The sequence below is a fragment of the uncultured Bradyrhizobium sp. genome (assembly GCF_947648125.1).
Taxonomy (GTDB): domain Bacteria; phylum Pseudomonadota; class Alphaproteobacteria; order Rhizobiales; family Xanthobacteraceae; genus Bradyrhizobium.
In genome coordinates this window covers 448,805-462,476 of record NZ_CANSMR010000003.1, presented here as the reverse complement: position 1 = coordinate 462,476, position 13,672 = coordinate 448,805, and the positions used below count along the sequence as shown (strand labels likewise).

The 13,672-nt window shown below is 65.3% G+C and carries 15 protein-coding genes; 9 read left to right on the top strand and 6 right to left on the bottom strand.

Annotation, left to right across the window (positions count from 1 at the left end):
• The first annotated feature begins 78 nt into the window (after positions 1 to 78).
• Positions 79 to 699 carry a glutathione S-transferase family protein gene (locus Q0030_RS09160; protein ID WP_298365626.1) on the top strand — a complete coding sequence of 207 codons (621 nt, stop codon included), beginning with the start codon at positions 79 to 81 and terminating at the stop codon, positions 697 to 699.
• Positions 700 to 873: 174 nt separating this feature from the next.
• Here Q0030_RS09160 and Q0030_RS09155 read toward each other — a convergent pair whose 3' ends face one another.
• A complete protein-coding gene (locus Q0030_RS09155; RefSeq protein ID WP_298365624.1) occupies positions 874 to 1,788 on the bottom strand; it encodes a LysR family transcriptional regulator in 915 nt (304 codons plus the stop codon).
• 151 nt (positions 1,789 to 1,939) lie between these two features.
• Here Q0030_RS09155 and Q0030_RS09150 point away from each other — a divergent pair, with 151 nt between their 5' ends.
• On the top strand, positions 1,940 to 2,383 hold the full coding sequence (locus tag Q0030_RS09150; RefSeq protein ID WP_298365621.1) for a nuclear transport factor 2 family protein: 444 nt from the start codon (positions 1,940 to 1,942) through the stop codon (positions 2,381 to 2,383).
• 4 nt (positions 2,384 to 2,387) lie between these two features.
• Positions 2,388 to 2,561 (top strand): DUF1127 domain-containing protein, encoded by a 174-nt coding sequence (locus Q0030_RS09145; protein ID WP_363323436.1) that lies wholly within the window; start codon positions 2,388 to 2,390, stop codon positions 2,559 to 2,561.
• 70 nt (positions 2,562 to 2,631) lie between these two features.
• Here Q0030_RS09145 and Q0030_RS09140 read toward each other — a convergent pair whose 3' ends face one another.
• The 3 genes from Q0030_RS09140 to Q0030_RS09130 all read right to left on the bottom strand — a co-directional run bounded on the left by Q0030_RS09140 (position 2,632) and on the right by Q0030_RS09130 (position 5,154).
• Positions 2,632 to 3,318, bottom strand: coding sequence for a glutathione S-transferase family protein (locus Q0030_RS09140; protein WP_212315537.1), 687 nt, complete (start codon positions 3,316 to 3,318; stop codon positions 2,632 to 2,634).
• 134 nt (positions 3,319 to 3,452) lie between these two features.
• Positions 3,453 to 3,779 carry a hypothetical protein gene (locus Q0030_RS09135; protein ID WP_298365615.1) on the bottom strand — a complete coding sequence of 109 codons (327 nt, stop codon included), beginning with the start codon at positions 3,777 to 3,779 and terminating at the stop codon, positions 3,453 to 3,455.
• 241 nt (positions 3,780 to 4,020) lie between these two features.
• Entirely contained in the window at positions 4,021 to 5,154 is a 1,134-nt protein-coding gene (locus tag Q0030_RS09130) for a site-specific DNA-methyltransferase (RefSeq protein WP_097672884.1), read from the bottom strand.
• A gap of 380 nt (positions 5,155 to 5,534) precedes the next feature.
• Here Q0030_RS09130 and Q0030_RS09125 point away from each other — a divergent pair, with 380 nt between their 5' ends.
• Both Q0030_RS09125 and moaB read left to right on the top strand, forming a co-directional pair.
• Positions 5,535 to 6,473 carry a neutral zinc metallopeptidase gene (locus Q0030_RS09125; RefSeq protein ID WP_298365611.1) on the top strand — a complete coding sequence of 313 codons (939 nt, stop codon included), beginning with the start codon at positions 5,535 to 5,537 and terminating at the stop codon, positions 6,471 to 6,473.
• Between the two features lie 151 nt (positions 6,474 to 6,624).
• The gene (gene moaB, locus Q0030_RS09120; protein ID WP_298365609.1) at positions 6,625 to 7,188 is read left to right on the top strand and encodes a molybdenum cofactor biosynthesis protein B; all 564 of its coding nucleotides are present in this window, start codon (positions 6,625 to 6,627) and stop codon (positions 7,186 to 7,188) included.
• A gap of 89 nt (positions 7,189 to 7,277) precedes the next feature.
• Here the strand turns inward: moaB and Q0030_RS09115 are convergent, their stop codons facing one another.
• Both Q0030_RS09115 and Q0030_RS09110 read right to left on the bottom strand, forming a co-directional pair.
• Positions 7,278 to 8,219, bottom strand: a complete 942-nt coding sequence (locus Q0030_RS09115; protein WP_298365607.1) for a helix-turn-helix domain-containing GNAT family N-acetyltransferase — start codon at positions 8,217 to 8,219, stop codon at positions 7,278 to 7,280.
• A gap of 231 nt (positions 8,220 to 8,450) precedes the next feature.
• Entirely contained in the window at positions 8,451 to 9,020 is a 570-nt protein-coding gene (locus Q0030_RS09110; protein ID WP_298365605.1) for a glycosyl transferase, read from the bottom strand.
• A gap of 164 nt (positions 9,021 to 9,184) precedes the next feature.
• Between Q0030_RS09110 and Q0030_RS09105 the strand changes: the two genes are divergently transcribed.
• From Q0030_RS09105 to Q0030_RS09090, 4 genes are all read left to right on the top strand, one after another.
• Positions 9,185 to 10,363: a PA0069 family radical SAM protein gene (locus tag Q0030_RS09105; RefSeq protein WP_298365604.1), complete on the top strand. Its 1,179-nt coding sequence runs from the start codon at positions 9,185 to 9,187 to the stop codon at positions 10,361 to 10,363.
• A 108-nt stretch (positions 10,364 to 10,471) separates the two neighbouring features.
• A complete protein-coding gene (locus tag Q0030_RS09100) occupies positions 10,472 to 10,918 on the top strand; it encodes a VOC family protein (RefSeq protein WP_298365600.1) in 447 nt (148 codons plus the stop codon).
• A 72-nt stretch (positions 10,919 to 10,990) separates the two neighbouring features.
• Positions 10,991 to 11,767, top strand: coding sequence for a ribonuclease HII (locus tag Q0030_RS09095; RefSeq protein WP_298365764.1), 777 nt, complete (start codon positions 10,991 to 10,993; stop codon positions 11,765 to 11,767).
• 310 nt (positions 11,768 to 12,077) lie between these two features.
• Entirely contained in the window at positions 12,078 to 13,583 is a 1,506-nt protein-coding gene (locus Q0030_RS09090; RefSeq protein WP_298365598.1) for a glycosyltransferase family 39 protein, read from the top strand.
• Positions 13,584 to 13,672: the final 89 nt, after the last annotated feature.

Here is a 13,672-nt window from a genome sequence, read left to right as displayed (position 1 = left end):
CCGCTAACGTCCGCCGCATCTCATAACAAGCCAGGCCGGGTTCGCAACGAACCGACAAGGCCCGCAGAGGACAACGACATGCTCAAGCTCTACACCGCCCCCGGCACCTGTGCCCTCGCGTCCCACATTGCACTGGCCGAGGCCGGCGCGCCCTATTCGGTCGAGCGGCTCGATTTCAAGATCAACCAGCAGAACAGCCCGGAGTATCTGAAGATCAATCCGAAGGGCCGGGTGCCGTCGCTGGTGACCGACCACGGCGTGCTGACCGAGACGCCCGCGATGCTGGCCTACATCGCACAGACCTATCCGCAGGCAAAGCTCGCGCCGCTCGACGACGCCTTTGCATTCGCGAAGCTGCAGGCCTTCAATTCCTACCTCTGCTCGACGGTGCATGTCTGCCACGCCCACAAGATGCGCGGCGCGCGCTGGGCGACGCAGGAGACGTCGTTCGCCGACATGAAGACGATGGTCCCGAAGACCATGGGCGCCTGCTTCAATCTGATCGAGCGCGACATGTTGAAGGGCCCCTGGGTGATGGGCGACAGCTACACGGTCGGCGACGCCTATCTCTACACGCTCACCCTCTGGCTCGATGGCGACGGCGTCGACATCGCGACCCTGCCCAAGGTGAAGGCGCATCGCGCGGCGATGGAGCAACGGCCTGCGGTGCAGAAGGTGCTGGCCGAGCAGAGGGTGTAAGGCAGAGAGCGACGCGGAAGCCAAGAACTCGCTGTCGTCCCGGCGAAGGCCGGGACCCATAACCACAAATCTCGCTTGTGGTACGACGCTGGGGCCGCAGCCTTCATCCACGATCCAGAATGGTGGTAATGGGTCCCGGCCTTCGCCGGGACGACGCGCGGATGGAGCGTCGCGTCACACCTTCCGCGTCTCCAACTCCCTTCCGGTCTCCAGCATCAGCCGGCGCAGCCAGATCGAACCGGGATCCATCTGGGCCCGTGTCGGATAGAACATGTGCTGCTCATCGATGCCGGGATCGAGCGGCGGCGTCACCGTCACCAGCGATAATTGTTTCGACAGAGCGGAGATCAGCCGGCGCGGCACGAAGGCGACGAGGTCGGTGCGCGCGGTGACGTGCAGCGCCTCGATATAACCCGGCACCACCAGCGCGATCCGGCGCTGGATGCCCTTGGCGTGCAGCCAGGTATCGATCAGATCCTCGTTATGGCCGCGGATGATCACCGCGACGTGCCGTGCCGCGAGGAACGCCTCGCGCTTCCTGAGCTTGGCGCCGGCGGGATGGCCGCGCCGCACCGCGAGCGCATCGATGTCGGTGTAGAGCCGCTGGCGGTGAAATCCCTTGAAGGAATTGCCGATCGAGATCACGAGGTCGATGGTGCGGGCGAAGTCGGGCGTGAAGATCGTGGAGCTCCGCCACGGCACCACGTCGATCGTGACGTTCGGCGCCAGCTGCGTCACCTTCTCCATCAGCCGCGGCATCAGCAACTCGACCGCGAGGTCGGGCATCATCAAGCGGAAATGTCGCTCGCTGCGCGCGGGGTCGAAATCATCGGAGACGAACAGCGTGCGCACCTGGTCGAGCGCCTGTGCCAGCGGTGAACGCAGCGCCTGCGCCCGCGGCGTCAGCTCCATCCGTGCGCCGTTGCGCACCAGCAACGGATCGCCGATCAGGTCGCGCAGCCGCTGCAGCGCGTGGCTGGTCGCCGGCTGCGACAGATTGAGCCGCATCGCGGCGCGGCTGACATTGGCATCGCGCAGCAGGGCGTCGAGCGCGACCAGCAGATTGAGGTCAAGCGAATTCAAATTCATCGGGCGAATATATATCATACCACCTATCGATTGGAAGAATGTGCACCGGCGCCGCATGATCGGGAGGCAAGGCGTTTTCACGCGCAGCGAATAGCGCTTCGCATGAGGAAATGCCTGAAATCAGAGCCAATCCATCGCAAGGAGACCCGCCATGAGCGCAGCCGACAACAAGAAACTGGTGCAGGAGATATTCGCGATCGCAGGCGATCCCGATCCCGCGGTGCGCGAGAAATCGCTGCTGGTGGCCAATCTCGCCGACGACGCGATCTGGACCGTGACCGGGCAATATTCCTGGTCACGCACCTTCACCGGCAAGCCGTCGATCATGAACGACCTGCACGGCCACGTCCGCTCCAGACTGGTGGAGCGCGGCCGCACCATCGCCCATCGCTTCATCGCCGACGGCGACATCGTCGCGGTCGAGGCCAAGGGCAGCAACCTCACCAAGCAAGGTCAGCGCTATGACAACGACTACTGCCTGGTGTTTCGCTTCGACGGCGGCCGGATCAAGGAAGTCCGGGAATATTGCGACTCGGTGCTGACCGAGAAGGCACTCGGTCCGTTTCCGGCGGCCGCGGTTCGCGCGGCGGGTTGAAGCACTGACGGCCGCAGCCGCGGCAGCGCTGGCCTGGATCCGGCAGTGGCGTGAGAACCGGCGCGCGTGGCGACAGCTTGCTGCCATGAGTGAACGTGAGCTGCAGGACGTCGGCGTCTGCCGCGCCGACATCGTCCATCAAGGCCGGTACGACAACGGCAATTACTGGCCGCCGTAAGATGCGATGCGAAATGCGCAGGGTGGGCAACGCGCAAGCGCGCCCACCCTGCGCAGCTTTGATGGATGGCTTACGCCACCTTGGACTTGAGGTGGCCGAACATGATGTCGCGCGCCGCGTCGTCCATCTCGGTCTTGAAGGTGTGCTTGTCTTTCAGCGCGATCGCGCGCGCCGCCGCCGGCCGGGCCGAGATCTCGTCGACCAGCCGCTTCACGTTCGGATATTTCGCATAGCCTTCCTCGCCGAGGATGAACGGCGCCATCCGCGCCCAGCCCCAGAACGCCATGTCGACGATCGTGTAGCTGTCGCCGACCATGTAGCGCGACTTCGCCAAATGATCGTCGAGGATCTTGTAGTGGCGATGCGCCTCATACTGGTAACGGTTGTTGGCGTAGTCGAGATCCTTTGGCGCGAAATGCTTGAAATGCACCGCCTGGCCGGAATACGGGCCGAGGCCGGTTGCGATGAACATCAGCCAGGACAGCGTCGCGGCGCGGTTGGCCGGCGTGTTGGCGGGCAGGAACTTGCCGTTCTCCTCGGCGAGGTAAAGCAGGATGGCGTTGGAGTCGAACACCAGCACCCCGTCGTCGTCGATCGCCGGCACCTTGCCGTTCGGGTTGACCTTGAGGAATTCCGGCGCGAACTGCTCGCCCTTGCGGGTGTCGACCGGGATCGCCTCGAACGGCAGGCCAGATTCTTCCAGGAACAGGGCGACCTTGTTCGGATTCGGCGCGCCATTGAAATAGAATTTGATCATGAAGGGACTCCCTTGGTTCTTGTGACCGGCGAAATCGGGACGCGGCGGGGAACGGCCGCTTGGCCCCTCATGCGCAAAATTCGCTGCAATGCGCAAGCGACGAGTTTGTGAATCAGGGTCGCGTGCCGCGCCGGTCAACCGGCCCAGAAGAAGCCCAGGATACCCGCGACGACCAGCGCAACGCCCGCGACGTCCAGCGCGGCGGCGGAGCGGGTCGCAGCATGCAGGTTGGAAAGCTGCGTCGCGCGCTCAGAGCCGCGGGCATAGCCGTGGACGATGATCTCTTCATTGAACTCGCCATGCGCTTCGAGGGCGAGCGTCAAGCCGACGCAGACCAGCAGGATGCCGAAGATGATCAGGCCGAAGAATCCGAGCAGGCCGATCAGCAGCATCGGAAACATGCCGAGCAGGAAGACCGGCAACAGCGGCACCAGCAGCAAGGTCTCGGATTGTCTTCGCATCGGGCGACCAATCGAAACGGCAAGTGACGGGGGTGAATGTATGCCCGCCGCGGTGGCGCAACAAGGCGGCCCATGTTCAAGACGGCGTCATTTCCGTCATTCCGGGGCGCCGCAAAGCGGCGAGCCCGGAATCCATTTCGCCACGTGCTCAGCGGCCCGATGGATTCCGGGCTCTCGCTTCGCGAGCCCTCAGATGCGCAATTGCGCATCGGGGAATGACGAGGAAGATTAGTCGGCTTGCTCAGCCCACCGCCATCCCGGAGCGAATCTCGGCGCGCAGCTCGTCGATCAGCCTGAGCCCGGTCTTGGTCTCGACGTGCCAGAAGGTCCATCCGTTGCAGGCGCCGGAGCCCTGCGCAACGGCACCGATGCGGTGGATCGAGCCGACCTTGTCGCCGAGCATGATGGCGCCGTCGGCGCGCACCAGGGCGCCATGACGCTTTTTGGCATCGACGAGTTTCGCGCCGGGCACGATCATGCCGCGTTCGATCAGCTCGGAGAATGCCACCCGCGGCGCCTCGCGCGCGGTCATGAACGGGGCCAATGTCTCGGCCGGCAGCGGCTCGATCGCGGCGATTCGCGCTTCGGCGGCGGCGGCATAGGTCCTGTCGCGCTCGAAGCCGATATAGTTGCGGCCGAGGCGCTTGGCGACAGCGCCGGTGGTGCCGGTGCCGTTGAACGGATCGATCACGAGATCGCCGGGCTTCGACGACGACAGCAGCACGCGGGCGAGCAGCTGCTCGGGCTTCTGCGTCGGATGGACCTTCTTGCCGTCGTCGCCCTTGAGGCGTTCCTCGCCGGTGCACAGCGGGATCAGCCAGTCGGAGCGCGCCTGCACGTCCTCATTGGACGCCTTCAGCGCTTCATAGTTGAAGGTGTAGCCCTTGGCTTTCTCGTCGCGCGCGGCCCAGATCATGGTCTCGTGCGCGTTGGTGAAGCGGCGGCCGCGGAAGTTCGGCATCGGATTGGACTTGCGCCAGACGATGTCGTTCAGGAGCCAGAAGCCGAGGTCCTGCATGATCGCGCCGACGCGGAAGATATTGTGATAGGAGCCGATCACCCACAGCGTTGCCGACGGCTTCATCACGCGGCGGCAGGCGAGCAGCCAGGCGCGCGTGAAATCGTCATAGGCAGCGAACGACGAGAACTTGTCCCAGTCGTCGTTGACGGCATCGACATGCGATTCGTCGGGGCGCTTGAGATCGCCCTTGAGCTGCAGATTGTAGGGAGGATCCGCGAAGACCAGGTCGACCGAGCCGGCCTGAAGCTTCGACAACTCGGCCACGCAATCGCCAATGACGATGTGGCTCGACGGGGCACTCTCAAATTTAGTGCGGGGCGCCCTTGCAGACGCCCCGCGACGCGACACAACCATGACTCAAGAACTCTGACTCAGGCGACGCTGTCGGCGACGCGGGACTAAACAACCGACTGGCGTCACATTGACCCGGCAAAGGAAAAATCGACTTAATTGGAAATGTTCATGCAAAAGATTGCAGCATCTTTTGCGCGACATGGCGCAGTGTCGTTTGCGTTGTGCTGCAACATCAGCGCGTTCGGCGAAAATTTTTGCGGATCATCAAACCGGCACGATTCGGCCGGTAAATTGGCCACAGCTTGCAGCGTTCTCCGTGCGAGGGATGCGCGTCTAACGACTAGGCAATTTTTGCCGGGCAGGATATTGATTAACAGAATGGAAATTTTAGGTTGGTGTGTCCCGCATTGGGGCGCCGACTGGAATGAAGGGAAACCGCCATGCGCTATGATGATTTCCGCCGCAGCGACGACATCGAAGACCGTCGCGACGACAGCGGAGGCGGCGGCGGTGGTGGCGGCTTCGGGATCCCGATGGGCGGCGGTGGCGGGCTCGGCATCGGCACGGTCATCGTGCTCGGCTTGCTCGGCTACGCCTTCGGCATCGATCCGCGCATCCTGATCGGCGGCGCCGAGATTCTCACCGGCGGCGGCCAGGCGCCGACCTACCAGACCGATCGGCAGTCGTCGGGCGGGCAGGCCAAGCGCGGCGCGCCGACCGACGAGATGGGCAGCATGATCGCCGGCATCCTCGGCGAGATCGACGATCGCTGGAGCGAAATCTTCCAGGCCTCGGGGCAGTCCTACACCGGTCCGAAGATCGTGCTGTTCCGCAACGCTACCAATGGCGGCCGCTGCGGCATGGCGCAGTCGGCGATGGGACCGTTCTACTGCCCGCCGGACAAGACCATCTTCCTCGACACCGGTTTCTTCCGTGAAGTCGAGACGCGCTTCCGCGGCTGCTCGGGCAACGCCTGCAAGTTCACCGCGGCCTATATCATCGCGCATGAGGCTGGCCATCACATCCAGAACCTGCTCGGCATCATCCCGCGGGTGAACCGGTTGCAGCAGCAGGCGGGCAGCAAGGCCGAGGCCAACGCGCTGCAGGTCAAGGTCGAGTTGCAGGCCGATTGTCTCTCCGGCGTCTGGGTCAACCGCGAGGAGAAGAAGCGGCCGGGCTTCCTCGAGGCCGGCGACATTGACGCCGCGCTCACCACGGCGAATGCGATCGGCGACGACACGCTGCAACGGCAGGCGACGGGCAGGGTGGTGCCTGATTCCTTTACCCACGGCTCCGCCGCGCAGCGCAAGCAGTGGTTCATGACCGGCTACCAACAGGGCACCGTGCAGGCCTGCAACACGTTCGGCGGGGGTGGGTAGCGACGCTCTCGTGCCCCGGATGCAGCGCAGCACCAAGTGATGCGCTGCTGGTCCGGGGCCTTTCGTGGAGTGAGATCGCAGGTTGATGGGTCCCGGCTCTGCGGAGCAGCGCTAGCGCGCTGCACCGCGTCCGGGACATGAGGTAGATAGAATGTCCTCGATCGACGAATCCAAATCATTCATCCCGCTCAACATCGCGGTGCTGACGATTTCCGACACCCGCTCGCTGGCGGATGACAAATCGGGCACCACGCTGGCCGACCGTCTCACCGCAGCCGGCCACAAGCTGGCGGCGCGCGAGATCGTCACCGACGATGTCGAGGCTATCAGAGCCGTGATCAGGCGCTGGATCGCCGATCCCGGCGTCGATGCCGTCATCACCACCGGCGGCACCGGCTTCACCGGCCGCGACGTGACGCCGGAGGCGGTCGAGCCGCTGTTCGAGAAGCGGATGGACGGCTTTTCGATCGCCTTCCACATGCTGAGCCACGCCAAGATCGGGGCATCGACGATCCAGAGCCGGGCCACCGCGGGTGTGGCGGGCGCCACCTTCATCTTCTGCCTGCCCGGTTCGCCCGGCGCCTGCCGCGACGGCTGGGACGGCATCCTCGCCGCGCAGCTCGACTACCGCACGCGCCCCTGCAATTTCGTCGAGATCATGCCGCGGCTCGACGAGCATCTGCGTCGGCCGAAGGCGAAGGGCGCGAGCGCGTAGCCACCACCCCCCTGTCATTCCGGGCTCATCGCTGCGCGATGCCCTCAGATGCGCAATTGCGCATCGGGGAATGACGACGAGGAGGGGCCCTACAAATCCAACTCCCAGGTCTCGCCTACCAGGTCGACGCCAAAGCTGTGATGCTTCTCTTCCTTCACCCGTTGAAAGCCGGCACGGGCGTAGATGCCGCGCGCGGCGACCAAAATGCTCTGGGTCCACAGCGTCATCTTCCTGTAGCCCATCTCGCGTGCGGAGCGGATGCACTGGTCGACCAGGGCACGGCCGACGCCGAGCCCGCGCGCCTTTTCCTCCACTGCCAGCAGCCGCAGCTTGGCGATCCCATCGCCGCCGTTGACCAGAAAGATCGAGCCGACCGGCTCGCCGTCGACCTCCGCGATCCAGCAATGCTCACAGGCCGGATCGAACGATCGCAGGAATTGCGCGCAGATCTCGGCGACCAATGCCTCGTAGCTGATGTCCCAGCCATACTCCTCCGCATAGGCGCGACCTTGTTGCGAGATCACCCAGCCGATGTCGCCGACGCGGTGACTGCGCAGCAGGAAGGCCGCCGGCTTCTCGGCCGGGGGCTCCAGCGACTGCTCGATCGTGCCCATCGCGCGCACCACCGCGGCGCGGCGGTCGCCATCCATCTGCTTCAAGAGCGCCCCGACCTCGCTGCGCGAGCGGCGGTCGAGATCGGCGGCAGCAGTGCGGCCCTTGGCGGTGAGCGCCACCTCGTTGACGCGCTTGTCAGCCCTTGACGGCTTGCGGGTCACGATCTGGCGGCGTTGCAGCGCCGCCAGCGTGCGGCTGACGAAGCCGGCATCGAGGTCGAGATCGCGCACCAGGTCGGTCGCGGTGCAGTTCTCCCGATGCGCGAGCTCGTAGATGATCCGCGCTTCCTGCAGCGTGAATGTCGAGTGCAAGAGCTTCGGCTCGATGATGCCGAGCTTGCGGGTGTAGAACCGGCTGAAGCCGCGGACCGCGGCAACCTGGCTCTCGAGGGAGGCGTCATAGGAATTTGATTTCATCAAATATATTATTTGATGAAATCAAATAAATGGCAAGTGGGTCTTCGCATAACCGATCTCACATCTTTCTGACCGACTGAAACGACTATCTTCGTCATGGCCGGGCTCGTCCCGGCCATCCACGTCTTTCTTGCGTGACCGAAGCAAAGACGTGGATGCCCGGCCCAAGGCCGGGCATGACGGCGGCAGGCGAAAGGGCCTAACTTCTCTAATGGTTTCTGACGTCAGGCCTTACGCCACCATGATCCGGCTGCGCAGCATGGTGCGGGAGGAGCGGCCGAGCCGGCGCAGCAGACGCGCCTCGGAGCGGCGGGCATCCGGCCGGTAGCCGCCGATCCGCTCGTAATGCTCGCGCGCGATCAGCAGGCCCTGTTCGGCCGAGGGCCCGGCGATCATCCGGGCGACGAATTTGAGGCCGTCGCGCAGACCGGGGTCGCTATACGGCGCGCGGGCGTAGCGGAAGATGCCGGCGCGATCCTTGCCGCTTGCCGCCACCATCTGGATGAACTGGGTGGTCTCCTCGATCCAGCCGGCGTCGAGAACCGCGCCCGGATGCAGGAACATCAGCCAGGGCGACCGCGCCTGCCTGGCGCCTGCCGCGAGCGCTGCGGCGCGGGTGCCCTCGAAACGCAGGAAGTGACAGCCGGCGATGTCGGCAACGCGCTCCATCACATCGCTGTTGGTGCGGTCGACCAGCAGCACCTCGCGGATGACACCAGCGGCCGCACCCGGCACCAGCGCGGCCAATGTTGCGACCGCAGTGCGCTCTACGCCATCGGTGGGGATGATCACGCTCAGCATGATTTTGAGGCTTCGGTGGCTCAAACAATGGAGAAACTCCGGCCGTGTTATCACCTTGTCATATTCAAAGCAGCCTGTTCGCCTGCAGATTTTTACGCCATCACTTTGTGGATTTTCTCAGTTCATGTTCTTGATTTGTTCTAGGGCTGTGTTAGCTTCAATGCATGAGCCGAGCATCCTCTCATGCCCTCAAGCACCCGCCGGTAACGGCGCCCTCCGATAACCCGGCGGGTGCACCTTCACCTGTTCCTGCCCCTTTTCCCGAGCTTGCAGTCGCGATCGAGCGTGAGCGGCGGCGCGGCCGCGGCGCGCAGTCCAACGCCAGCGGCCGTTACGAGGCCGAGGCGCGGGTCGCCTTCGACGACGGCTGGCAGAGCCTCGAAGACCTTCCGCCGTTTTCGACCAGCGTGGCGCTCGACACCTCGCGCAAGGTGATCACCCGCAACGACTCGCCCGACATCGGGTTCGACCGCTCGATCAATCCCTATCGCGGCTGCGAGCATGGCTGCGTCTATTGCTTCGCGCGGCCGACCCACGCCTATCTCGGCCTGTCGCCGGGGCTCGACTTCGAGTCGAAGCTGTTCGCCAAGCCGGACGCGCCGGCGCTGCTCGAGAAGGAGCTGGCGGCGCCCGATTACGAGGCGCGGATGATCGCGATCGGCACCAACACCGATCCGTATCAGCCGATCGAGCGCGAACGGCAGATCATGCGCGGCATCCTCGAGGTGCTGGAGCGCGCCGGCCATCCGGTCGGCATCGTCACCAAGTCGGCGCTGGTGACCCGCGACATCGACATCCTGGCGCGGATGGCCAAGCGCAATCTCGCCAAGGTCGCGCTCTCGGTGACGACGCTCGACCCGAAACTCGCCCGCACCATGGAGCCGCGCGCCTCGACCCCGTCGAAACGGCTCGAGGCGATCAAGCGGCTGGCTGATGCCGGCATCCCGACCACGGTGATGGTCGCGCCCGTGATCCCGGCCCTGAATGATTCCGAGATCGAGCGCATCCTTGATGCCGCCGCGCATGCCGGCGCGAGGGAGGCAAGCTACGTGCTGCTGCGGCTGCCGCTCGAGGTCCGCGATCTGTTCCGCGAATGGCTGATGGCGAACTATCCCGACCGCTACCGCCACGTCTTCACGCTGATCCGCGACATGCGCGGAGGCCGCGACTACGACTCGCAATGGGGCACAAGAATGAAGGGCACCGGCCCGATGGCCTGGATGATCGGCCGCCGCTTCGAGATCGCCTGCGAGAAGCTCGGCCTCAACAAGCGCCGTACCAAGCTGACCACGGATCACTTCGCCAAGCCGAAGCGCAGCGGGCAGCAGCTCAGTTTATTCTGATGCCACAGGCGTCATTGCGAGGAGCGAAGCGACGAAGCAATCCACGCTTCGGCATATGAGGTACGATGGATTGCTTCGCTTCGCTCGCAATGACGGGAAAGGTAAAACATGAGTAACGCCCCGACCGCCCGCTTTACCGTCCTCACGCTCGGCGTCAGCGACATGCGCGCCAGCATCGCCTTCTATGAGTCCCTCGGGTTCACCAGAAAGATGCGCGCGACCGGCGAGGAGGTTGCCTTCTTCGACACCGGCGGCAGCGTGCTCGGGCTATTCCCGTGGCATCTGCTCGCCGTCGACGCCGGATTGCCCGATCAGCCGCGGCCTTCAGCATTCCACGGTGTGTCGATCGCCTGGAATTGCAACGACGATGCCGAGGTCGATCGCGTGATGGCGTTCGCGCTGTCGAAAGGCGCCAAACTGCTCAAGGCCGCGCAGCCGACGAGCTATGGCGGCTATTGCGGCTATTTCGGCGATCCCGACGGCCACGCCTGGGAAGTCGTGCGCGCGCCGGGTTTTGAGGTTCTCGACATCAGGCGGGTGTCCATCCCGGATTAGCCGATTGAATAACGGGGAAGGGCGCCGGGTTCCCGGTTGCGCCGCGGAGCCGGCTTGACCACCATCCCCCGCATGATTCGGGACAAGTCCAAAAGCGCGTCAAAGAGCACGTCGAAGAAGGCGCCGGCCAAATCAGCCAAGCCGGGCAAGCGCGTGATCGCCGTGACGCGGCCGAGCTTTCGGCGCGAGCGCGCGCTGATCAAGCGCGGCATCTGGCCGGTCGCCGGCTGTGACGAGGCCGGGCGCGGTCCGCTGGCAGGTCCGGTGGTCGCCGCCGCGGTGGTGCTCGACCCCAACCGAGTTCCCAAGGGCCTCGATGATTCCAAGCGGCTGACCGCCGAGCGCCGCGAGGAACTGTTCGAGGAAATCTGCGCCACTGCCGCGTTCTCGGTCGCGGTGGCCTCGCCGGCGCGAATCGACCGCGACAATATCCTGCGCGCCTCGCTGTGGGCGCTGGCGCGCGCGGTGCATGCGTTGCCGGAAATGCCAAAGCACGTCTTCGTCGACGGCCGCGACAAGCTCGCCACGCCCTGCGACTGCGACGCCGTGATCGGCGGCGACGGCATCGTGGCCTCGATCGCGGCGGCCTCGATCATCGCCAAGGTGACGCGCGATCGCCTGATGTGCGCGCTGGCGCTGGATTGCCCCGGCTACGGCTTCGAGCAGCACAAGGGCTATGGTGTCCCCGAGCACCTCGAGGCGCTGGACCGGCTCGGCCCCAGCACCCATCACCGCAGCTTCTTCGCGCCGGTCGTCGCCGCGCGGCTGAAGCATTTCCCGGTGCCGGCCGAGCCCGACCTGTTCACGGTGGACACGGAAACCGAAGCCGCAGCATCGGCGGCGGCATAGCGCGCGACGGCGCCAGCTCACCCAACGCTGTCATCGCCCGGTTCGCCACCTCCGCTAAAGCTTCGGCGCGCCTGGGATCGCAGCCTCGGCGGAGACGGGACCGGGCGATCCAGTATTCCAGAGACAGTTGTGCGTAAGCTCAGCCGCCGCGGCGTACTGGATGCCCCGCCTTCACGGGGCACGACACTTGGATTTGACTTTGCACCGTGGACCCATCCGCCCCGGTTGCCTCCATCGCCGCCGCCGTTTATCAAAACCCTCGGGATCAGATGGCGCCGCTGACGGGTGGCTGGGGCATTTCAGGCGTTTCATGCGGTTTACCTCCCTGGTTGTCGAACTGATCCGCGCCCGGCCGCGCCTCGTGGTGTGGGTCGTGGTGCTGGTGCAGGCGGCGATCTGGCTGCTCCTGCCGCTGATCTTCTACGGCAGCCCGCCCGGCAATCTCGCCACCGTCCTCGCGTTCGGCCGCGAATATCAGGTCGGCACCGACATGGGGCCGCCGCTTTCGTTCTGGCTCGCCGACATCGCCTTTCGCGCCGCCGGCAATCACGTGTTCGGCGTCTATCTGCTGGCGCAGGTCTGCGAGATCGTCACCTTCATCGCCTTCTACCAGCTGGCGCGCGCCATCGTCGGCGGTCCGCAGGGCGTGCTGGCGGTGCTGCTGTCGATGACGGTCGTCGTATTCTCCTCGCCGAGCGTCGAGTTCGGCCCGCTGATCCTGGCGCGTCCGCTGTGGGCGCTGTTGCTGCTGCATTCCTGGCAACTGATCGGGCAGGACCGGCGCGCCGCCTGGTTCGCCTGGTCGATCGACTGCGGCCTGCTGCTGCTGACGACACCGGCGGCGCTCGGCATGATCCTGCTCGTGGTCGGCTTTGCGGTCGCAACCGAGCGCGGGCGACGCACGCTGCGCGCGGTCGATCCGCTCTATGCGCTGCTGGTCATCATCGTGCTGGCGCTGCCCTATCTGATCTGGCTGGTCCGCGCCGACGTGCTGGCGCTACCGGCCTTGCCCGCCGCTGCCGATCTCAAGGCGCGCGCGCTGCACTGGGGTGTGGTGCTCGGCGGGCTGATCGTGGCGACGGGTGCGATCGTGCCGCTGGCGATCCTCAATTCGCGCTGGTTCGCTCGCGACCGTGAGGATGCTCCGATCATCTACCGTCCGCCGGTCAGCCCGCTGGCACAGCACTTCGTCTATTTCTTTGCGTTCGCGCCGGCGATCGTGAGCAGCTTCGTCTCCGGGCTGTTCGATCTGGATCGCGCCTTCGGCGGCGCCGGCGTGGCGCTCTTGATGTCGGGGCTCGCGGTCGTCGTCGCGACCGGCGATCTGATCCATCTCAGGCGGCAGCGGCTGTTGCGCTCGGTGTGGGCCTTCGCTGTCGCTGCGCCCGCCGCGGTCGCGCTGGCAGCGGCGCTGTTCCTGCCCTGGACCAGCACCACCGAGGTGCCGACCTCGCTGCCGGCAGCCGCGATGGGACGTTTCTTCGACGACAGCTATGAACGCCGGACCAACCAGCGCCTGCGCGCGGTGGCGGGCGATCCCGAGCTCGCCAGCCTGATTGCGATGAACGCGCGCCGTCCGCATCTTTTGCTCGACGCCGCGCCGCAGCGGACGCCCTGGCTGTCGGTCGCAAAATTCAACGAGACCGGCGGCGTCGTGGTCTGGCGCGCGCAAGACACCGCCGGCACGCCGCCGCCCGAGCTCGCGCAGCGTTTCCCCGGCCTCGTGCCGGAAGTGCCGCGCTCGTTCGACCGGCTGGTCAACGGCCGGCAGCCGGTGCTGCGGATCGGCTGGGCGATCGTGCGGCCGAAGGGGTAGGGATCAGTCGATCCGTAGGATGGGTAGAGCGCAGCGAAACCCATCGATTGATGCCCGCTGCGCTAATGATGGGTTTCGCTGCGCTCTAC